General features: G+C 38.2%; 23 protein-coding genes. 16 read left to right on the top strand and 7 right to left on the bottom strand.

What is annotated here, in order from left to right:
* Window positions 1-174 precede the first annotated feature (174 nt).
* A complete protein-coding gene (locus tag IM793_RS05420; protein WP_193420087.1) occupies window positions 175-1,245 on the top strand; it encodes a sensor histidine kinase in 1,071 nt (356 codons plus the stop codon).
* A gap of 115 nt (window positions 1,246-1,360) precedes the next feature.
* On the opposite strand, the gene IM793_RS05415 is transcribed toward IM793_RS05420, so the two are convergent.
* Window positions 1,361-1,591 carry a hypothetical protein gene (locus IM793_RS05415; RefSeq protein ID WP_132401341.1) on the bottom strand — a complete coding sequence of 77 codons (231 nt, stop codon included), beginning with the start codon at window positions 1,589-1,591 and terminating at the stop codon, window positions 1,361-1,363.
* Window positions 1,592-1,845: 254 nt separating this feature from the next.
* On the opposite strand from IM793_RS05415, the gene IM793_RS05410 reads away from it, so the two are divergent.
* The 3 genes from IM793_RS05410 (at window position 1,846) to IM793_RS05400 (ending at window position 5,152) form a co-directional block, all read left to right on the top strand.
* A complete protein-coding gene (locus IM793_RS05410) occupies window positions 1,846-2,529 on the top strand; it encodes a phosphatase PAP2 family protein (RefSeq protein ID WP_193420086.1) in 684 nt (227 codons plus the stop codon).
* The gene (locus tag IM793_RS05405) at window positions 2,530-4,059 is read left to right on the top strand and encodes a glycosyltransferase family 39 protein (RefSeq protein ID WP_193420085.1); all 1,530 of its coding nucleotides are present in this window, start codon (window positions 2,530-2,532) and stop codon (window positions 4,057-4,059) included.
* Window positions 4,060-4,201: 142 nt separating this feature from the next.
* Window positions 4,202-5,152, top strand: a complete 951-nt coding sequence (locus IM793_RS05400; RefSeq protein WP_193420084.1) for an alpha/beta hydrolase — start codon at window positions 4,202-4,204, stop codon at window positions 5,150-5,152.
* A 148-nt stretch (window positions 5,153-5,300) separates the two neighbouring features.
* On the opposite strand, the gene IM793_RS05395 is transcribed toward IM793_RS05400, so the two are convergent.
* Window positions 5,301-5,498 carry a hypothetical protein gene (locus IM793_RS05395; RefSeq protein WP_193420083.1) on the bottom strand — a complete coding sequence of 66 codons (198 nt, stop codon included), beginning with the start codon at window positions 5,496-5,498 and terminating at the stop codon, window positions 5,301-5,303.
* A gap of 274 nt (window positions 5,499-5,772) precedes the next feature.
* Between IM793_RS05395 and IM793_RS05390 the strand changes: the two genes are divergently transcribed.
* Window positions 5,773-6,747 carry a Gfo/Idh/MocA family protein gene (locus tag IM793_RS05390; protein WP_193420082.1) on the top strand — a complete coding sequence of 325 codons (975 nt, stop codon included), beginning with the start codon at window positions 5,773-5,775 and terminating at the stop codon, window positions 6,745-6,747.
* 140 nt (window positions 6,748-6,887) lie between these two features.
* Here the strand turns inward: IM793_RS05390 and IM793_RS05385 are convergent, their stop codons facing one another.
* Window positions 6,888-7,859 (bottom strand): zinc-binding alcohol dehydrogenase family protein, encoded by a 972-nt coding sequence (locus tag IM793_RS05385; RefSeq protein ID WP_193420081.1) that lies wholly within the window; start codon window positions 7,857-7,859, stop codon window positions 6,888-6,890.
* Window positions 7,860-7,920: 61 nt separating this feature from the next.
* The gene (locus IM793_RS05380) at window positions 7,921-8,502 is read right to left on the bottom strand and encodes a Crp/Fnr family transcriptional regulator (protein ID WP_193420080.1); all 582 of its coding nucleotides are present in this window, start codon (window positions 8,500-8,502) and stop codon (window positions 7,921-7,923) included.
* A gap of 129 nt (window positions 8,503-8,631) precedes the next feature.
* Here IM793_RS05380 and IM793_RS05375 point away from each other — a divergent pair, with 129 nt between their 5' ends.
* A complete protein-coding gene (locus tag IM793_RS05375) occupies window positions 8,632-10,374 on the top strand; it encodes an ABC transporter ATP-binding protein (RefSeq protein WP_193420079.1) in 1,743 nt (580 codons plus the stop codon).
* Window positions 10,375-10,378: 4 nt separating this feature from the next.
* Window positions 10,379-10,525 (top strand): hypothetical protein, encoded by a 147-nt coding sequence (locus IM793_RS05370; RefSeq protein ID WP_193420078.1) that lies wholly within the window; start codon window positions 10,379-10,381, stop codon window positions 10,523-10,525.
* Window positions 10,526-11,181: 656 nt separating this feature from the next.
* Here the strand turns inward: IM793_RS05370 and IM793_RS05365 are convergent.
* Genes IM793_RS05365 through IM793_RS05355 form a run of 3 tightly spaced genes read right to left on the bottom strand, consistent with a single transcriptional unit; the run spans window position 11,182 to window position 12,681 of the window.
* A complete protein-coding gene (locus IM793_RS05365) occupies window positions 11,182-11,763 on the bottom strand; it encodes a peroxiredoxin family protein (RefSeq protein ID WP_193420077.1) in 582 nt (193 codons plus the stop codon).
* Between the two features lie 59 nt (window positions 11,764-11,822).
* The gene (locus IM793_RS05360) at window positions 11,823-12,089 is read right to left on the bottom strand and encodes a zf-HC2 domain-containing protein (RefSeq protein WP_193420076.1); all 267 of its coding nucleotides are present in this window, start codon (window positions 12,087-12,089) and stop codon (window positions 11,823-11,825) included.
* Between the two features lies 1 nt (window position 12,090).
* The gene (locus IM793_RS05355; RefSeq protein WP_193420075.1) at window positions 12,091-12,681 is read right to left on the bottom strand and encodes a sigma-70 family RNA polymerase sigma factor; all 591 of its coding nucleotides are present in this window, start codon (window positions 12,679-12,681) and stop codon (window positions 12,091-12,093) included.
* Window positions 12,682-12,880: 199 nt separating this feature from the next.
* Between IM793_RS05355 and IM793_RS05350 the strand changes: the two genes are divergently transcribed.
* The 9 genes from IM793_RS05350 (at window position 12,881) to moaCB (ending at window position 19,585) form a co-directional block, all read left to right on the top strand.
* Window positions 12,881-13,111, top strand: coding sequence for a hypothetical protein (locus tag IM793_RS05350; protein ID WP_193420074.1), 231 nt, complete (start codon window positions 12,881-12,883; stop codon window positions 13,109-13,111).
* A 359-nt stretch (window positions 13,112-13,470) separates the two neighbouring features.
* Entirely contained in the window at window positions 13,471-14,451 is a 981-nt protein-coding gene (moaA, locus tag IM793_RS05345) for a GTP 3',8-cyclase MoaA (protein ID WP_193420073.1), read from the top strand.
* Window positions 14,452-14,458: 7 nt separating this feature from the next.
* Complete coding sequence (gene glp, locus IM793_RS05340) at window positions 14,459-15,637, top strand: gephyrin-like molybdotransferase Glp (RefSeq protein ID WP_193420072.1); 1,179 nt, start codon at window positions 14,459-14,461, stop codon at window positions 15,635-15,637.
* A gap of 3 nt (window positions 15,638-15,640) precedes the next feature.
* A complete protein-coding gene (locus IM793_RS05335) occupies window positions 15,641-16,381 on the top strand; it encodes a sulfite exporter TauE/SafE family protein (protein WP_193420071.1) in 741 nt (246 codons plus the stop codon).
* Between the two features lies 1 nt (window position 16,382).
* Window positions 16,383-16,880: a molybdopterin-binding protein gene (locus IM793_RS24960; protein WP_255511883.1), complete on the top strand. Its 498-nt coding sequence runs from the start codon at window positions 16,383-16,385 to the stop codon at window positions 16,878-16,880.
* Between the two features lie 4 nt (window positions 16,881-16,884).
* Window positions 16,885-17,118: a MoaD/ThiS family protein gene (locus IM793_RS05325; RefSeq protein WP_193420070.1), complete on the top strand. Its 234-nt coding sequence runs from the start codon at window positions 16,885-16,887 to the stop codon at window positions 17,116-17,118.
* A gap of 5 nt (window positions 17,119-17,123) precedes the next feature.
* A complete protein-coding gene (locus tag IM793_RS05320) occupies window positions 17,124-18,230 on the top strand; it encodes a ThiF family adenylyltransferase (protein WP_193420069.1) in 1,107 nt (368 codons plus the stop codon).
* A gap of 16 nt (window positions 18,231-18,246) precedes the next feature.
* Window positions 18,247-18,675 (top strand): molybdenum cofactor biosynthesis protein MoaE, encoded by a 429-nt coding sequence (locus tag IM793_RS05315; RefSeq protein WP_227256140.1) that lies wholly within the window; start codon window positions 18,247-18,249, stop codon window positions 18,673-18,675.
* Between the two features lies 1 nt (window position 18,676).
* Window positions 18,677-19,585, top strand: coding sequence for a bifunctional molybdenum cofactor biosynthesis protein MoaC/MoaB (gene moaCB, locus IM793_RS05310; RefSeq protein WP_193420067.1), 909 nt, complete (start codon window positions 18,677-18,679; stop codon window positions 19,583-19,585).
* The last annotated feature ends 146 nt before the right edge of the window (window positions 19,586-19,731 follow it).

Genomic DNA, 19,731 nt, shown 5'->3' with positions numbered 1-19,731 from the left:
AAGCGCATATTAGCTGCTTTTTGTGAACGGAAAACAAACGCAGTTTTCCGGGTCGATTTTAAGTCTGTAATTCTTTTCATAAACGAAAATTAGCCCCACCAAAACCCCTAAAAGACTACATTACGCAAAGCAATTGTTGACTGTTGTGAAACCAAATTTTAACTTAAAAACAAAATGAAAAACTTGCTGAAAAATTATCGCTGGCATATTATTTCATGGGCTACTTTCATTATTTATGAATATGTACTGGTCTCATTGATTCTTAAAATAAATGCTCCAGTATTAGACTATGGCATTCACTATATTATCAATATAACACTCTTCTATATTCATGCCGAATTGGTATTAGGAAAAAGTTTGAAACCACAAAAACCTGTTTATTTAAGCATAATTATATTCACAGTACTTGAAGTGTTTTTGCATACCGTTATCGCATACCTTGCAGACCATTCTCTTTCAAAAACAGTAACGATCTCTGTTGGTAAATTGACAATTATAGACTGGAAATATATTGTTGTAACGATATGGCGGGGCATCTATTTTCTACTATTCGCAACTGCTTATTATTTTATCAAAAGTTATATCCACCAAAAACAGCGAACGGTAGAGTTAGAAAAAGAAGCAATTGAAGAAATGTTGAAGCAAAAGCAAACAACACTTGAACTGGCTAATGCTAAAAATGCCTATCTCAAAGCTCAAATAAACCCGCATTTCTTGTTCAATACCTTAACCTATATATATAACAGTACACATAAAAGTGAACCCCGGGCTGCAGAAGCAGTAAGGTACCTTTCAAAGCTGATGCGTTACGCATTAGAATGCGAACATGGTCCGGAAATTATGCCACTGGAAGCAGAGATCCGTCAAGTCGAAAACCTACTTCTGCTTAGCAGAATAAAGCAGCCCGACTTATTTATAGATTTTAATTATGATCAGAAAACCGAATCGACAGAGATAATTCCGCTACTTTTACTTAGTTTAACCGAAAATATGGTTAAACACGGTAATCTCAGCCAACCTGAAGATCCGGGAAAAATTATAGTAAAACTGCAGCAAGGACTGTTTAGCATTCAAACAAGTAACCTGATTAACACGGGCCTTAATGATACCGGGTTTCATACAGGCCTTGAAAACATCCGGCAAAGGTTGCTTCATACCTATGCAGAAAAGGCAGAACTCTCTTCCGGCACAAAAGGCAAGTATTTTGAAGTGTTAATCACAATCAACCTGGCAGATACGCAATAATTTCATATAGATTATTGCATATTTTTCTTTCTTTTGATGCAATAAGTATATGAAACAGGTATTAAGTATTCATCAATAACCGAAATTCTACTTTCACACGCTTCGCTTTTTTAACTTAAAGGTTATTTACTTCAAAACCACGATAACTAAGCATTTCGGCATTATGCGAAACGATTAAGCGAAGTTTTAATCTTTCTATAATTTCTCTGGCTTGAGCAACATTTCTATGTATATCGTTTATTCCCCTGATTTCAATCCCACCCGACATAAGTTTAAATTTGCTGGGTTCAAACTTATCAATAAACTGCTGTAAATCTGGACTCACCTTTATTTGATTGTTTTGCATAATTAATTTTAGTTCTATAGCCGCAAAGCAACACAAAGCATTTTAACTTATCAGTAGTTTCATATTAACTTATTAAGAAATGTTAATTAAGGGCTTTCTTCAAAAGAATTACCCACTATGAGCTGATAATCAATGCTAATTCAATCAACACCTTGATCTGTAAAACTTCTTAATCAATCAGCATGACATAAACATGATATTTGCTTAACTTTCAGATGATGTATAGCTAATAGTTTTGCGTTAAAGAATTAGATATGCGTACAATAAAAAGACTGACTAAACTCCATTATTATTTCTTTACTGCGATATCAATACTGCTGCTGGCACTCATTTTTAATTTTAGCTTTTCTAAAACAGATGGATTCCTCATTTTTAACTGGTTTCATTCAGCATGGCTAGATATTTTTTTTAAGTATATCACTAATCTTGGAGATGGTTTAATCAGTATTCTGGCCGCAACCGTCCTGCTTGCAATTCGAAAAAAGAAAAAAGCAATGACCGTGGCTCTTGCTTATATTTATTCAGGACTGCTTATTCAAATCGCAAAAAGGATATTCCACATGCCAAGGCCTAAATATTATTTTGAGCAGACTTTATTTCATTATACTCATTTTGTTGAAGGAATAAGTATGCATAATCATAATTCTTTTCCCTCTGGCCATACTGCATCTGCTTTTGCCTTGGCCACAGTATTGGTGTTAGTTTTCAAAAAAAAGAAAATCTCTCCTTATTGTTTATTTTTTGCTTTTTTAATTGGCTATTCACGTATATATCTGGCACAACATTTTCTGATTGATGTAATTTTTGGTGCAATAACCGGTATAACTTGTGCAATCTTAAGCTATCATCAGGTATACGATCTTAAACTTTTCAGATCAGCTAAGCTAAACAGAAGATATAAACAGCTTAAAATTACTAATCAGGTTAATCCCATTTAAGTGAAAGAAATTCCAGTTAAACTTTGGCTTTATATAATAGCGATGACTGTGGTCAAACTGATCATAGCCTCAACAACAGCGCTCGGAAACGATGAGGTATATTACTGGACATATGCTTTAAATTTACAATGGAATTATTTTGATCATCCTCCATTTGTAGCGTGGTTGATCAGAGCAACAACAGCAAATTTATATATTCACAACGAATTAGCCGTTCGGCTTGGCGCAATAATATCATCTACATTAGGCACTATTATCGTGTACAAAACAGGTAAATTACTCCTAAATAACCGCGTAGGCTGGTTTGCTGTTTTACTTTATTCTTCGTCCTTTTATTGCAGTATTATTGCCGGAACATTTATTTTGCCAGATAGCCCTCAAATGATTTTCTGGCTTTGGAGCATCTTTTTGTTACTTAAAATCACCAGATCTATTCAGCTGGGTTTACCCACATTATGTCTATGGTGCTGGTTCGGTGTGGCTGCAGGTCTTTGTATGATGTGTAAGATTCATGGCATCTACTTATGGGTGGGTGTTATCATGTTCGCCCTGTTTAGCAATAGAAAATTAATGGTGCAAAAGGGCATGTATGTTTCTATGTTAATTAGTTTGATTATCGTATCTCCTTTTATCATCTGGAATATCCAGCATCATTTTATTACCTATAACTACCATAGCAATCGGGTTAGCCTGTTCCACGCAGGCATAAACCCATTAGCCTTCGCAAGAGAAATTAGCGGACAAATATTCTATAACAATCCGATTGTTTTTTTTCTGGCCTGGATAGCAATTTTTAGTTTCATCAAAATCAAACATCATTTTCTTAAAAGCGAAATACAACTATTATTATATTGTGCAGTTCCTCTTATTGCTACGCTAATTTTTCTTTCAATTTTTAGAGATACATTACCGCATTGGTCTGGCCCGGCATATAGCTGTTTAATATTTCTTTCTGCATTGAAACTGGAATCTATTCACCTATCAAAAGTAAAAGCCATTATTGGTGCAAGTATGCTGTTCTTCTTGTTCGTGGTAAGTGCAGGTCTCATTACAATTAACTTTTACAAGGGCACATTTTCGCCACAAAAAGGCTCTATGAATTTGGGCGCAGGCGATCCCACCTTAGATTTATACGGTTGGAAAGAAACAGGAAGAATAATTGATTCTATTTACCGCTTAGATAAATCATCAATAAAGAATAAAACAGTCCATACCATTGTGATTACAAAGTGGTTTCCTGCAGCTCATTTAGATTTTTATGCTTGCGCTAAAACTGGTTTGAATACTTATGGCATAGGAGAAATATTCGATCTTCACCAGTATTATTGGTCGAATCAAACCAAACAGAAATTAACTGTTGGCGAAAATGCATATTATATTGTACCTTCTAACCTTTACGATGAAAACAGTATAAACTTTATCAAATCCCAATTTAGAAATTGTACAGCACCAATTATTGCACCTATTTTTAGAAACGGTGTTATTTGTAAAAACATTTTAATATATAGGTTAACTGGCTATAAAAGATAGTGCAATTGCAATTATAACTGGTTAATTCTCTGGTTCAAAATCTTGTGTATTTAATTGCACCTAAGCTAAAAAAGCAATAAATTAGCTTAAAACAAAGCCGGTAAAATTGCTGATAGCTAACCCCTTTCTTAAAAAATAGATGATGCCCAATAACAAAATATATCCGCTAAGCCTGCTGTTCCTAACGCTTTTATTTAGTTCTCTATCTTCAATAGGGCAGATTGTACTCCAGGATAAAAAGTTTCATGTAGACACTAAAATATTCTCACAAACTGATTCAGGCACTCTAAAGTTAGATATTTACTACAGTGGTAAAATAACAGAAACTAAGCCAACAGTACTTTTTATATTTGGTGGCGGCTTTGTAATGGGCCGCAGAGATAGCAAATTATTTGATCAATATTTTAACACTTTATTAGCACATCACTATAAGGTAGTTTCAGTTGACTATCGACTTGGTCTTAAGGGAAAGAAATTCCCTAGTCCTTTCAATACCGCCAACTTAAAAGCTGCTATTGATACCGCTACTACAGATGTTTTCGATGCAACAGCCTATCTGATCAAAAATGCGAAAGAACTTGGTATCGATACAGCTATGATCATCTTATCAGGATCAAGTGCAGGTGCTATTACCGCGCTACATGCCGACTATAACAAGCGGAATGCCACCACATTATCGGCTAAATTACCACAGCATTTTCAATACAAAGGTGTAATTTCTTTCGCCGGGGCAATACTAAGTTATCATGGTGCGCCAAAATATGCTATACCACCAGCACCTACCATGCTTTTCCATGGTACAGCCGATAACCTTGTACCCTATAACAAAGTAAGATTACTGAACAGAGGATTTTTTGGTTCTAAATATCTTGCTCGCACTTTTAAAAAAAACGGATATCCGTATTATTTTCAGTATGTACAAAATATGGGGCACGAAATAGCCGGATCACCAATGACTGAAAACCTGCCTGATATTCTGTGGTTTATAGAAAATTACATCATTAAACAAAAACACTATTTTATGGAAGTAGACTTTAAAGACGCCGACAAAAAACCAACCTTTAGCATACCCCCAGCTTTAAAAAAGCGATAGCCTAAATCGTATGGTTTCCATTATTTTTTTCAATTCGGGCAAAGTTACGATTGAAATTGGGGCACGCATGTATGACAGTTCCAGATTAATAATATAGTGCTTCTTTACCTTAAGGTTATATCAAAAACTATCTCTTAATCTTGACCAATTAGTTTTCATGTTCTCCAGACTCGCCGGTCAGGATCCTTTCCATTTCTATCATCATCTGCTCTGCCAGGCGTTGTTTAGCTTGTAATTTAGAAAGGTAAGCATCGGCAAATGTTACTTCCAGTTCATCCATAATAAAAGCATATTTTGCCTTAAGTTCTATAAGATCAATCTGAAGCTTCTTGGAAAGATTTTGCATAATACAAAGCTAAAAAAAGCGAGACTAATTTCGGATAAATGGTCTTATTTTCTTTTTTTAAAAAAAATAACAAATAAACACATCCATTAAAACAATCTCCCGGTTATTTCGTTTATAAATTGATTCCGGCGTGGTTTCCGGAATAGTTTGTTTGGTTAGTTGATTAGGGATCACTCCCAAAGTGAATCCCTTTTCTTTTTTACAAAGCTTTCTATCAATTGAGCAATTTTCAAGACAATATTTTCTAAATTCATCTTTTCAAATCGATTATACAATGCAAGAAATCAGATGGGGCATTATTGGCTGTGGCGATGTGACTGAAGTAAAAAGTGGGCCAGCTTTTAATAAGGTAAACAACTCCAAACTTGTTGCAGTAATGCGTCGCGACGGTGCTAAAGCTGCCGATTATGCCAAACGGCATCAGGTTCCTAAATGGTATGATAATGCTTCTCAACTGATCAACGATCCGGAGGTTAATGCCATTTACATTGCTACGCCACCGCTACAGCACGAAGCTTATACCATTGAAGCCTTAAAAGCCGGCAAGCCGGTATATGTAGAAAAACCCATGACTTTAGATGCCAATGCTGCTCAGCGCATGACTGATGCAGCCAACAATTTAAAGGTTAAACTTTGTGTGGCCCATTATCGCCGTGCCCAACCAATGTTCTTAAAAGTTAAAGAACTATTGGCTGCACATACCATTGGCGATGTTCGTTTAGTCCGGTTAAAAATGCTCCAATCGCCTAACCCTGTACTAATTGCCAAAACAGCAGACAATTGGCGGATCAATCCAGTTATTTCTGGTGGTGGTTTATTTCATGACCTGGCTCCGCATCAATTAGATCTCATGACTTATTATTTCGGCGCTGTAAAAAACGCCATGGGTATTGCTACTAAGCAACAGAAAAACACCGAAGTTGATGATTTGGTTGCAGGAAATATCCTTTTCGAAAATGGTATTGTTTTCAGCGGTACCTGGTGTTTCTCTGTTGCTTCAAAAGATCAAGCCGATATTTGCATGATTTATGGTTCGAAAGGCAATATCAGTTTCCCAATGTTTGGGAATAAAATAACCGTTACTACTGATCAATCAACTCAAGAATATGTATTTGAGCCTTTACAGCATGTTCAACAACCCATGATTGAAAAAGTAGTCGATTACTTTTTAGGCAAAGGACAAAACCCATGTAGTGGCGAAGATGCATTGATTACCATGAAGTTAATGGATGATTTTACACTGAAGTAAGCTGAGAAGCTTATATTGGAAGTATTGTCATTTCCTGAAGCGCAGTGAAATAGGAGATCCAAAGAAAAGTCGTCATTGCTGACGACCCTTCCAGGCTTCATCATCTTAAAAATCCAAGATCGTTCATAACTATTTTGTTCCTATATCATTACCACTAAACGTTTACCGTCCGCAACCTCAAGGTTCCAAAGACCAGAAATATCTGCTAGCTTAACCTCGATAGTTTCTACCTTCAATTTACCATCTGCTGCTAGCTGAAACATTTGAGGCAATATTTCAGTAAATAACAGTCCAACCTGTTCTTTCCTCCAGCTACCCAGGCCGGAGCCTGTGAGCTGCAGATCTACACTTCTTAAGTTAGCAGCCGACAGCTGGATCAGATCGCCGGCCATACTGCCTACAGAAACAAACCTCACCTTATTGGTAAATGCCCCCTGCCCCATTAAACTGGATAACAACAGTTCAGCGGTACAGCCCCAGAGGTAATCAATAATCACGTCTATTGGTTTTTCTTGATGACGCTGTTTCACCTGCGATAAAAATGCTGAATTATCGGGGGTAATCGCAATGATTTCGTCTGCACCAAGTTTTAATAAATTTTGAAGCGATTGTACATTCCTGCCTGTTGCAATTACTTTTGCAGCGCCATAATGTTTCGCAATCTGCACGGCTACCATTCCAGTAAAACCAGTTGCACCATTAATCAACACCACATCTCCAGGCTGGATAGCCGCTTTAAACCTTAAGGCCATGGCCGAGCCAATAACGGCATTGGCCAATGCAGCGGCTGTTGCATCACTTAAGCCTTCAGGCAATTTTACCATCCTGCGCTTTTCTATAGTTGCTTTTTCTGCCAGCATTCCACTTACGCCCATCCCATAAACCCGTGTTCCATCTTCGAGCAGGCATACGCCATCTCCACCGATTACACGGCCTGTTGCTTTTATTGCATCGCTGGAATAATGCGTGCCAGCTGCTTTGCCTCTATCGAAATGTTTAATGGCAACGGCCTTTACACGCACCAATATTTCCTGATCGTTTTGGGCTACTGGTTCTTCAAAATCTACATATTGGGGTAATTCCCCTTTTTTATACATTACTGCTGCTTTCATCTTTTTTGTATTTTGTTGATACAAAGTTAGATTCTGCTGCAGTGCCGAACGATAACATATGTTACCGATTGCCTTTTTTAAGCAGCGCGCTTTTTATACGGCTTAAGTGTACACGTGTTACCCCCAGATAAGAGGCAATATAGTGTTGAGGAACACGCTGTACAATATGAGGCCTTTCCTGTAAGAGCTTTTGATAACGTTCTTCTGGCGTATCTCTGATGAAGGATACAAATTCATTCATATAATGCATCTGCCTCCCAGCCAGAATATTTAAGATAATATCCGCAAATCCTGGCACTTCATGCAGTTCAGTCATTAAAGCTTTTATTTTTGTTTTATGCAGCAAATAAATAACCGAAGGCTCGATCGTTTCGATGGTGAACAGACTGGGTGTATTTTTCAGAAAACTTTCCAAGGAAGTTAAACCTTCTTTTTCAAAGAAAAACTGAACAGTTTTATCATCTCCCTGTTTATTTAACGCGGCACGTACACAACCTTTTTCTACATAAAAATAATGATGGGATATTTTACCCTCTTCCAATAAAATGGTTTTCGCCGGAACCTCCATACGCTCCTGAAATTCCAGATATTTATCCCAATAAGGGTTTAACTGAGGGAATTTATCTTTAAAATGGAAAAGCATCTGTTGGGTATTCTTACAAATTTAATTTATTCCTGAGAGAAAACAGCATCCTAAAGCCGATCTTATTGAAACTATTGCAAGCCATTAGCGTTTATTAATTGCCTAACCCTATCTGTATTCCTGCTAAAGATGAAAATACTTTTAAAATACCTGAGGCCTCACCGGAATCTCATTATACTATCGCTGTTACTGGCCGCTGCAGCACAGCTTTTAAGCCTGCTCGATCCCATTATCTTTGGAAAGATTATAGACGATTATTCTACCAACAAACATCATTTAAGCGAACACCAGCTTATTAGTGAAGTTTTCTACTGGCTGCTCATTGCGCTAGCCATTGCACTGGTGGCCAGGCTTTGCCGCTCCATACAGGAATTTACGACCAGGAAGGCTGTGGCTCGTTTTGGAATGAATATTTTTAATGATGGCCTCAAACAAACGCTGCGCCTTTCGTTTCAGGAATTTGAAGAAAGCCGCAGCGGAACAACCTTGTCAGTGCTTCAAAAAGTAAAAACAGATGCAGAACGTTTTATCAATGCATTTATCAATATCCTTTTTTCATCGCTGGTGGGAATTGGTTTCTTATTGTGGTACAGCCTGAACAAGAACTGGCTTTTGGTACCTGTATTTTTTATTGGGGTATTGGTATTGGGCTCTCTAACCGGTCTGCTCTCTAAAAAAATAAAAGCGATCCAAAGGTCTATTAACCGACAGGCTGATAAACAGGCCGGCGTAATTACCGAAAGCCTGCGCAACATTGAATTGGTAAAAAGTTTGGGCTTAACCTTTGCCGAGATCAGAAGACTGAATGTACAGACCCTGAAAATTTTTGATCTCGAAATGCTAAAAGCCCGGAAAGTGAGCACGCTCTCTTTTTTACAGGGCAATCTGCTCAACTTGCTAAAGCAATCGGTGCTTTTTATCCTGTTATGGCTGATTTTCAGAAAAATATTGAGTACAGGAGAACTGATTGCAATGCAATTTATCTCCACAGCAATCTTTACGCCGCTTCAGGATCTGGGCAACATGATCATTCTGTACCGGGAAGCAGATGCCTCGCTTAAAACATTCGACAACCTGATGCAAAAACCGATAGAAACCCGTCCGGATAATGCCGTTGAGCTTGATGCACTTAACAGGCTCGAATTCAAAAATGTAGTTTTCAGACATAAAACTGCTGGTTACAATGCTATTGATGATATTTCCTTCGAAATCCAAAATGGTGAGACTGTGGCATTTGTAGGTCCTTCGGGTTCTGGTAAATCTACCCTTGTTAAATTATTAGTTGGACTCTACCTTCCAGTTGATGGTGAAATACTCTTCAACGAAACCAGTTCCAAACGCATACGTTACAATCCATTAAGGAGACAGATCGGTTTCGTTACACAGGATACCCAGCTTTATGCAGGTTCAATTAGGGAAAACATGCGTTTTGTTAATCCTACAGCCAGCGAAGAAGAGATTGTGGAAGCATTACGAAAAGCCTCAGCTACAGCACTTATTGCTAAAGCTGCACAGGGAATTGATACCGTATTGGGTGAAAATGGGATGAAGTTATCTGGGGGCGAAAAACAGCGGATCTCTATCGCAAGGGCCTTATTGAGAAAACCAAGGTTGTTGATCTTTGATGAGGCCACCTCAGCACTAGATTCGCTTACCGAAGAAGAAATATCGGCAACCATTCGAGAAATCTCTGATAGAAGAGAACAAATGACCATCCTCATTGCCCACAGACTATCGACCATTATGCATGCCGATAAAATCTACGTGCTGGAAAAAGGAAAGGTATCTGAAACGGGCAGCCACTTAGAACTTCTCGAAAAGAAAGGCCTGTATTATTCCATGTGGCGGCAGCAGATTGGGGAACGGAGGTAACTTGATGAGATTATTATACATTCATTATAACCATGTCGTTCAACTAATTAAACAAACCAATAGCCATTTTTTGGAGCGCAATATCTGTACAGTTAAGCAGATTGGTTACCGTGTTACGCTTTATCCTTTTACGCTCCAGCCTGCAGGATAACACTCAATGTCCATTAAGTTAAGAGCTTTTAACCACAGATGCACACAGATAAACACGGATTTTCATATTTGTGTGTATCCTTTCTATCTGTGGTTAAATTATTTTCGCTTGTGTCGTATGACTTAACTTAATGACATTGGGGTAACACTTCACCCGGGTCAAAATGGTTAAACAACATTTAAGTTTTGAGATTGCGAGGTACAAAACGTTCACCATAAACCTGATTGACGGGGAAAGCGCCCGATTCTTCACCGATAAATCGGCACTAAATTAGCATCGGGCCTTGTACCAAAAGCAGGACTGCTGTCCGCCAAGAATAACTACCCTTCCATTTCCAAATAAATAAAAAAATTATTCCTATTATTCATCCGGCTAATTTTCTTTATAAAGCAGCTTTTCTTTATGGAGCGCAGGGCCTCTGCATCAAACCAACTTATGTCCCGCGTTACGCTTTTACGCTTCGGCCTCGTACCTCAGCCTGCAGGGTAACACTTCACCCGGGGCTAAATGGCTAAAACAGCATTTCATTTTTGGGGCTGCAGCCCACCACGAATTACGACCCTTTCATTTCCAGACTAAAATGGATGTAGCCCATCAATCATTTAAATTTTGTTTAAAATGCTTCCTAGTAACTATATAAAATTACTATACGCTACCTAAAGTTTCGAAAGTAAAAGTTTTACCGAGGCTCTTTTTTGATAGTTGGGATCGAAATGAACATATTTAATTTTACCAGAACGATCGATAATATAGGTTGCAGGAACGGGTAAAGTATGACGTGTATTACCGTTATTATCCTCTAAATTTATCCCATAGCCCTTGTATTTCGTAAAGGTAGCATCGTCCATCACGAAGTTAACGTTATAGGCTTTCATAATCGCATCATCTTTATCCTGGAGAATAGAAAAGCCTGCGCTGGTTTTTTTGATGGTTTTATCAATGTTTTCTTTCGTTTCAGGTGTAACTCCGATTACATAAGCATCTTTCCCACTTAACAAGCTCAGAGAATCTTGAAGTTCTTTAATGTGTTTGTTACAATAAGGGCACCATTGGCCACGATAAAAAAATAATACCACAGAACGGTGTGCTTTAAGTGCACTTTTCAAACTCACAGTTTTGCCGTTCTGATCCACTCCACTGAACATAGGTGCTTTATCACCTTCTTTTAAACCCTTTTGTGCTTTTGTTTGCAGCGATAATGCAACAGCTAACGCTGTAAATAAGATAATTCTTTTCATTTTGTTTTTATGTTTTTTTTCTCTTAGTCGAACCAGCAGCATTAACCTTACAGCGAAAATTAATTTTTATTGATTTCTTTTTCAATCTTATCTTTTAATGTTTTTTTAAAGGTTTCATCAAGTTTAAAATCGCTGTTTTCAAAGCCTACAAACACCTTATTAATCAATATACTCTGCTGCTGATAAATTTTGCATACCGAACAACCTTTCAAATGTACATGCAATTGTAGTTTTTCGGCAGCCGTAATTTTTCCGGCGATTCTTTTTTCGATCAAAAAAGTAGCCTGTTTACAATTATAGATTATATTTTTTAGCGCGCTCGTCATATCAGTTCCAGTTTTTTTGAAGGCAGGCCCTCAGGTTAAGTTTTGTGCGGTGCATAATTACCCAGAAATTAGCCGCGGTAAGTTTAAGTTCGGTACAGATCAGTTCTGAAGCCAGATCATCCATATGTTTCATCGAGAATACTGAAAACCATAATCCGGGGAGTTTAGCTAAACATTCATTTAATATACTGCCTATTTCTTTCATCATCAAAGGATTGTCTGCATCCAAACCAAATGCCCTTGGATAATCTTTTTCTGTCCAATGCCCTGATTTCGCATCAAAAAAACCCTGCAATTCGTCTCCCGAGACCGTTACATTAAAACTGTTAGCAGAACGTTTTCTATAAAAATCGGCTATCTTGTTTTTAAGAATGGCCGTTAACCAGGTTTTCTCTTTACTATTCCCCTCAAAACCATCTAGTCTTTGCAATCCTGCCAAAAAGGTATCCTGAACCAAATCTTTGGCCACATCCTCATCTCTTAATCTCGACATCGCAAAACCATAGAGATAATCGGCATATTTTTCCACCCAGCTAATCGGATCTGAGTGAAGACTTTTGGCTGTAAGGCCTTTGTCCGTTTCGTTTTGCATGTTTGGTAATATCTTATATAAATATAATGTTTAAACTGTTAGTCGTACGAAGGGAAAGATCCTTACAAATTATTTAATGTTTTTAGAAATGCTTGTTTAGTTAATTGAGCTAAATAAAAAAAATAAAAAATCACTCCTACTTAAAGTAATTTCTAAAGTTGTACGTCTACAGTTCCAACAAACCTAAAAAATTTTCTATATGATAGCCGTTTTCAAAACAAATGTATCCTCGGATAACGAGTTAAACGTAATCAGCCCATTGCTGAACAGCCAGTTCAAAGAAATTAAATGGAACATTGATTTATGGGATTCTGATAAAATCCTCAGGGTAGATTCGCCAAGAGATTGGACGAAAGAAATTACCGAACTCTTTAACAGTATTGGTTTACGTTGCATTAACCTGGAAATCTTTCATTCAGAGCCTTTTTAAGCCTAACATTGAAATTTCCTGTAATTATTATGGATACCATATTCTTGTGGTGTCAGATATTATTATCTGATACTTAATCTCGTTCCCAGAGATAATAACTTTATCAGTCAGTGGCAACATTTGACTGTACAAATAATAGGAACTGCTGCATTAAAGCATATCTTACCACTTTCGTGTGGCCATTTTTAAATAGATTATCATTAAATTGCATCCTCTATTGCATTAATCCCTATTGAAAGAAATTACCGGTATCATAAAGGCATATCAAAAGGAAAAGTATCCACAGGATATAGAAACAGTAGTTTTCGAACGCGGAGGAATTGACACAGAAACAGATTATAACAATTTAATTACCAGCAATGATAGCAGATTCTTTTGGAAGAATACACGATTACCTGCGGATATCGCTTACCGATAACTGCAACTTTCGCTGCTTTTATTGCATGCCAGAAGAAGAATACGACTTTACTCCTGCCTCCCGGCTTATGCAAACAGACGAAATTATTAAGCTTGCAGAAGTTTTTGTGGCCAATGGCGTAAAAAAAATCAGGCTTACCGGTGGAGAGCCTTTGGTGAGAAAAGATGCAGCACAAATTATTGCTGCATTGGGTAAACTTCCGGTTGAGCTCTTTATTACTACAAATGGTACCCGCATTGCAGAAATGTTGCCTGTATTACAAGAGGCAGGTATTAAAACCATTAACATCAGTCTGGATACCTTGCAACCTGAGAAATTCTTTATGATTACCCGAAGGGATGTTTTCCATCAGGTACGAAGTAATATCGAATTGCTTTTGCAGCATAAAATAAAAGTGAAATTAAATATGGTGGTGATGAAGGGGCTTAACGACGATGAGATCTGCGATTTCATCAGTTGGACCATACACAATCCCATTCAGATCAGGTTTATTGAATTCATGCCTTTCAGTGGTAACAGATGGACGAGCAATAAGATGTTTTCTTTAGATGAAATCCTATCGGTGGTCGAAAAAGATTTCACAATATTACCTGTTAAAGGAGAACCACACGATACGGCTAAAAGTTTTATGATCCCTGGTCACGAAGGTTCCTTTGCCATTATCAGCACCATGACCAGTCCTTTTTGCGATACCTGTAACCGCATGCGTTTAACTGCAGATGGCAAACTCAAAAACTGCCTTTTTTCGGATAGTGAAACCGATCTGCTTACCGCATTGCGGAAAAATGAAAACGTGCTTCCACTAATTCAATCGGCGATATGGAGCAAAAAGAAAGCGTTGGGTGGGCAATTGGTAAGCGATTTTGAAAAAATTGATGCCACGACGATTCAAAACAGAAGTATGATTACCATTGGAGGATAAAATTTTCATGATCAGCGTTAAAGAAGCAAAAGATCTCATTTCTCAACACATCACAGCATTAAACCCCATTTCAATTGATTTGGCTAAGGCATCAGGACACATTCTTGCAGTCGATATTTATGCGAAATACGATATTCCTGCATTTAGCCAGTCATCCATGGATGGTTATGCGATCAAGTTTGCAGATCACGAACAAGAGCTCGCCTTAATCGGCGAAATGGCGGCTGGAACGGCAAATAAGATTGCCATCCAAAACGGCGAAACCAGTAGAATATTTACAGGAGCTCCGCTACCTAAAGGTGCCGATACTGTGGTGATGCAGGAAAAAATCACACGTACAGATGGGAAAATCACTTTGCAAGATCCCAATTTAAAAATTGGCTTAAACGTACGGGATAAAGGTTCAGAAATTACGGCTGGCGCATTGGCGATGGAACGTGGAAATCTGCTTAGTCCTGCTGCTATTGGCTTTCTGGCCGGGATTGGTGTTAACGAAGTTAGTGTTTACCCCATGCCAAAGATTTCGGTTATTGTAACGGGGAAAGAATTACAGCAACCGGGAAAAGCCCTCGAATTTGGACAGGTATATGAATCGAATTCCTATTCTCTATCTGCTGCTTTAAAACATGAAGGCATTGAACAGATTGTTGTTTACGAAGCAGATGATGATCTGGAAATCCTTAAAAACGTATTACAAAATGCAGTAGAAAACAGTGATGTTGTCCTGCTAACGGGAGGTGTAAGTGTAGGTGATTATGATTTCGTAATTGAAGCAGCCTTACATTGTGGCATCAGACAGGTTTTCCATAAGGTGAAACAGAAACCGGGTAAACCTTTATTTTTTGGCACAAAAGATCAAAAATTAATATTCGGGCTTCCAGGTAACCCTTCCTCTGTATTGAGTTGTTACTATAATTATGTGCTGCCAGCTATTAAAGCATTATCTCATAAAAATAATAGTGTAATTGAGGTCCAGGCAAAACTCACCCATGCGTATTCCAAAGCTGCAGAGCTTACACATTTCCTGAAAGGCAAATATGAAAATGGAAAAGTTACTCCACTCCGCGCACAGGAATCTTACCGGTTAAGCTCCTTTGCACAGGCCAATTGCCTGATCTGCCTGGATGAAACAAAAGAACATTTTAAACAAGGTGACATCCTAACCGTAATGATTTTACCAAACTAAACCATGCAAGAAAGCTTCATCCTCTTTTACTGTTTACTTTTTATTGTTGCTTTTTTATATGCTTCGGTTGGGCATGGCGGGGCAAGCGGCTACCTTGCTCTGATGGCTATTTTTGCCATTTCGCCAGCCATTATGAAGCCAACAGCATTATTATTAAATCTGTTTGTTTCTTCCACTTCATTTATCCAGTTTTACCGTGGAGGTCATTTTAAGTGGAAAACCTTTTGGCCTTTTGCACTTGCTTCTATCCCACTCTCTTTTGCGGGTGGTATGATGATGATCGAAAGTTCCATTTATAAAAGGATTTTAGGACTGCTTTTACTCATCCCGGTCATCCGTTTTTTCTTCTTTAAAAATACCGATTCAAAAGATTTCAAATCATCAAATATTCCACTATCGCTTGCCATTGGTGGTATTATTGGCTTACTTTCGGGAATGATCGGTATCGGCGGAGGGATTATCCTTTCTCCTATCCTATTGCTTTTAAAATGGACAGATCAAAAACAGACCGCAGCCATTAGCGCAGCATTCATCTTTGTTAATTCAGTTGCTGGCTTAGGTGGTCAACTCATTAAAGGCTTCGAATTTAATAGCCACATGCTCACTTATGTTGGCGTGGCTTTCGTTGGTGGCCTTTGTGGGGCTTATTTTGGTGCGCTAAAATTCCCGCAAACTGTTTTAAAAAACGTGCTGGCCTGTGTATTGGCACTGGCCGCCTATAAATTACTCTTTACACATGCATAATATGAAATTCCTGATCATCGGCTTATTATTTTTAAGTTTTGCTGTAAATGCACAAGAGAGCAAGCAATTTACAATCGAAGGAAAGATTAAAGCTCAATTAACAGTTACTTTAGACAATTTAAGTACTTATAAATCCGTTAATCTGGATAGTATGACGATTTTTAACCACTTGATGCAGCGAAAAAGTAGTATAAAAAACATTAAAGGTGTACTTTTGAAAGATATTTTGGCCAAAGTAGAAATAGATGCTGCTTCACCAAAAACATTGAGCGAATATTATCTCGTTTTTACCGCAACTGATAACTATAAAGTGGTCTACTCCTGGAACGAAATTTTTAATTCACCTACAGGAAATCAACTGATGGTTTTAACAGGTTATGAAGCTAATCCTGCAAAGGCTAAAAAAGGAGATATAGCCGTTATTACACCCAGTGATTTCGCAACAGGAAGAAGATTTGTAAAAGGATTAAGTAAAATCAGCATCTTACAGGTAAATTAGCAGCATGGAAATTGAAATCATCAGTTTTGGACAAATTACCGAATTCATCAATCATCAAAAAATTGAAATTGATGGCATTGCTGATACCGATACCTTGAAACAATACCTCGAAGATCGATTTCCGGCCTTGAAAGGCACAAAATACAAACTTGCACTAAACAAAAATATTGTTCAACAGAATACCCAAATTACAAACCAGGCTACAATAGCCATAATGCCGCCTTTTTCTGGTGGTTAAGCAATATGAGTGCAGAGCGATACAACAGACAGATTATCCTTAAAGGATTTGGGGAGGAAGCACAACAAAAGCTTTTAAGGGCTAAAATCCTTGTTATTGGCGTAGGTGGCTTGGGCTGTCCTGCGTTGCAATACCTGGCTGCTGCCGGCATTGGCCACATTGGAATTGTTGATGATGATACCATTTCATTATCTAATTTACATAGACAGATTCTTTTCACTACGGCTGATATTGGAAAGCTGAAAGTAGAGGTTGCGGCAAAACGCCTGCAGGAAATGAATACTCAGATCGGGATCATCCGTCACCCCATCCGTTTACAGAAAAATAATATCCTTGATATTCTATCCAGATACGATTACATATTGGATGGTACAGACAATTTTGAATCCAGATACCTGATTAATGATGCCTGTGCGCTATTGAACAAACCACTTATATTTGCGGCAGTTTCCGGCTTTGAAGGTCAACTGGCCATATTTAACACGCCCGATCATTTAGCAGCCAGTACCAATTACCGTGATCTTTTCCCTATTCCACCCGATAAAGGAGAAGTAACCAATTGTGCTGAAAATGGGGTTTTAGGTGTATTACCCGGCATATTGGGTACTATGGCAGCCGCAGAAACCATTAAATTGATTGCGAAAATCGGACAGCCATTAACCAATAAAATTTTAAGTTACAACTTACTTACACAAGAACAATATACCATCAACATTAGCCACGGAGGCGATTATATCCTTCCCAAAACTGTTGATGAATTTTTAAATATGGATTATCAGGATACCAGCGAAGGACCACAGGGATATATAGAAATTGATGCCAGCGAACTGGTGAAACTTCAGCAGTTAGACTCGACAATTTTAATTGATGTACGCGAAAGACACGAAGTACCGATATTGGACAAACAGATTTTTACACAAGTACCAATGTCGGAGTTTGGCGCTTTTATGAGTAAAGAGTTTTACCAAAAACATGTGATTTTAATCTGCCAGCATGGAATTAGAAGTGTAGCCGCAGCAGAGGCCATGCAGGAAAAATATGGTCATACCAAAAAGATTTACAGTTTAAAAGGTGGTATTGTAAAATGGAGAGATCATTTTCTCAAACCCTGACATGAGCGAAAAAATAATGAAGAACATATTTGTTAATGGCCCGATAGCACCCGCTTTTATAGCAGATAGCATTGCCAGGCACAACAGCAAAATAGCTATTGGTGGCCATAGTATTTTTATGGGCCAGGTGAGAAAAGATGAAATTAATGGCAAATGTGTTGCCGCGATAGCATATACCGCATACGAGGACCTAGTCCTGGAAAAAATGCATCAGATCAGAGAAGAAATTTTCGAAAAATACCCACTCCATTGCATGCATATTTACCACAGCTTAGGCAGAGTTAAAACAGGCGAAATCTGCCTTTTTGTTTTTACCTCGTCTGCGCACCGTAAACCGGCAATGGCCGCCTGTAGCGAAGTTGTAGACCGGTTAAAAGCAGAATTACCGATCTGGGGAAAAGAAATATTCGAAGACGAAACCCATCAGTGGAAAGAAAATATTTAACATGGTAAACATCACAAAAAAGTCCAACACTTTAAGGATTGCTATTGCGACCGCTACGGTAAAAGTATCGAAGCAGGAAACCATTGATGCCATTGAACAGCGCAAAATCCCCAAAGGCGATGTATTTGAATTCGCCCGTGCAGCCGGCTTATTCGGCGTAAAGAAAACGAGTGATGTAATTCCGGATTGCCACCCGCTTCCGATTGAATATACGGCCATTACTTACGAAATTGTGGGTTTAACTATCATCATTAATGTTGAAGTACATACCATTTACAAAACAGGTGTAGAAGTTGAAGCCATGCATGGCGCATCGGTTACGGCTTTAACCATGTACGATATGTTAAAACCAATTGACAAAGGGGTTGAAATAGAAAACATCAGGTTATTAAAAAAATCGGGAGGGAAATCTGACCTTAAAAATGCCAGATTCCCTGAACTAAAAGCTGCTGTTGTAGTTTGTTCGGATTCTGTTTTCGAAAATAAAGCGCAGGATAGCTCTGGCAAAGCAATTATTTCGAGACTCACTCAATGGGATATCAATACGGAGAAATATGAAATCATTCCCGATGAAATCAATATTATCCGCGATAAAGCCAGTAAATTAAGTAAAAGTGGCTATCATCTGATCATTTTTACCGGAGGTACCGGACTTTCGCCACGTGATGTAACTCCGGAAGCCATTGCACCTTTAATCGATAGGAATATCCAAGGGATCATGGAAACAGCTCGTCGTTACGGACAGGAGCGCATGCCTTATGCCATGCTTTCGCGTGGTGTGGCAGGCTTTATAGGAGAAACATTGGTACTTACCTTCCCAGGCTCAAAAAGTGGTGTAGAAGAAAGTATGGATGCCCTATTCCCACAGGTTTTGCATTTATTTAAGGTGATTAAAGGCGAAAAACATTAAATAAATTGGCGGATGAGTTAATCTGGATTTGCAATCCTCTACTGATCTGTCATTCTGAACGCAGTGAAGAATCTTTAAGCTAAACAGGATTTCAAATTCTTGCAGCAATGCCTTGAACCTATACACCGGATTACAAATCCGGAGGT

It is taken from the genome of Pedobacter sp. MR2016-19, assembly GCF_014947265.1.
Lineage (GTDB): Bacteria > Bacteroidota > Bacteroidia > Sphingobacteriales > Sphingobacteriaceae > Pedobacter.
Note: the sequence above shows the minus strand (reverse complement) of the source record. Positions and strands in the feature narration are given on the sequence as shown.

Bases quoted from the DNA above. Each gene is read 5' to 3' on its own strand.
- IM793_RS05395 (WP_193420083.1), bottom strand. From the start codon at position 5,498: ATGCAAAATCTTTCCAAGAAGCTTCAGATTGATCTTATAGAACTTAAG.
- IM793_RS05315 (WP_227256140.1), top strand. From the start codon at position 18,247: ATGAAGAACATATTTGTTAATGGCCCGATAGCACCCGCTTTTATAGCA.
- IM793_RS05370 (WP_193420078.1), top strand. From the start codon at position 10,379: ATGAGATTATTATACATTCATTATAACCATGTCGTTCAACTAATTAAA.
- moaA (WP_193420073.1), top strand. From the start codon at position 13,471: ATGATAGCAGATTCTTTTGGAAGAATACACGATTACCTGCGGATATCG.
- IM793_RS05400 (WP_193420084.1), top strand. From the start codon at position 4,202: ATGCCCAATAACAAAATATATCCGCTAAGCCTGCTGTTCCTAACGCTT.
- IM793_RS05420 (WP_193420087.1), top strand. From the start codon at position 175: ATGAAAAACTTGCTGAAAAATTATCGCTGGCATATTATTTCATGGGCT.
- IM793_RS05385 (WP_193420081.1), bottom strand. From the start codon at position 7,859: ATGAAAGCAGCAGTAATGTATAAAAAAGGGGAATTACCCCAATATGTA.
- IM793_RS05410 (WP_193420086.1), top strand. From the start codon at position 1,846: ATGCGTACAATAAAAAGACTGACTAAACTCCATTATTATTTCTTTACT.
- IM793_RS05365 (WP_193420077.1), bottom strand. From the start codon at position 11,763: ATGAAAAGAATTATCTTATTTACAGCGTTAGCTGTTGCATTATCGCTG.
- IM793_RS05325 (WP_193420070.1), top strand. From the start codon at position 16,885: ATGGAAATTGAAATCATCAGTTTTGGACAAATTACCGAATTCATCAAT.
- IM793_RS05415 (WP_132401341.1), bottom strand. From the start codon at position 1,591: ATGCAAAACAATCAAATAAAGGTGAGTCCAGATTTACAGCAGTTTATT.
- moaCB (WP_193420067.1), top strand. From the start codon at position 18,677: ATGGTAAACATCACAAAAAAGTCCAACACTTTAAGGATTGCTATTGCG.
- IM793_RS24960 (WP_255511883.1), top strand. From the start codon at position 16,383: ATGAAATTCCTGATCATCGGCTTATTATTTTTAAGTTTTGCTGTAAAT.
- IM793_RS05335 (WP_193420071.1), top strand. From the start codon at position 15,641: ATGCAAGAAAGCTTCATCCTCTTTTACTGTTTACTTTTTATTGTTGCT.
- IM793_RS05390 (WP_193420082.1), top strand. From the start codon at position 5,773: ATGCAAGAAATCAGATGGGGCATTATTGGCTGTGGCGATGTGACTGAA.
- IM793_RS05355 (WP_193420075.1), bottom strand. From the start codon at position 12,681: ATGCAAAACGAAACGGACAAAGGCCTTACAGCCAAAAGTCTTCACTCA.
- IM793_RS05320 (WP_193420069.1), top strand. From the start codon at position 17,124: ATGAGTGCAGAGCGATACAACAGACAGATTATCCTTAAAGGATTTGGG.
- IM793_RS05350 (WP_193420074.1), top strand. From the start codon at position 12,881: ATGATAGCCGTTTTCAAAACAAATGTATCCTCGGATAACGAGTTAAAC.
- glp (WP_193420072.1), top strand. From the start codon at position 14,459: ATGATCAGCGTTAAAGAAGCAAAAGATCTCATTTCTCAACACATCACA.
- IM793_RS05375 (WP_193420079.1), top strand. From the start codon at position 8,632: ATGAAAATACTTTTAAAATACCTGAGGCCTCACCGGAATCTCATTATA.
- IM793_RS05380 (WP_193420080.1), bottom strand. From the start codon at position 8,502: ATGCTTTTCCATTTTAAAGATAAATTCCCTCAGTTAAACCCTTATTGG.
- IM793_RS05360 (WP_193420076.1), bottom strand. From the start codon at position 12,089: ATGACGAGCGCGCTAAAAAATATAATCTATAATTGTAAACAGGCTACT.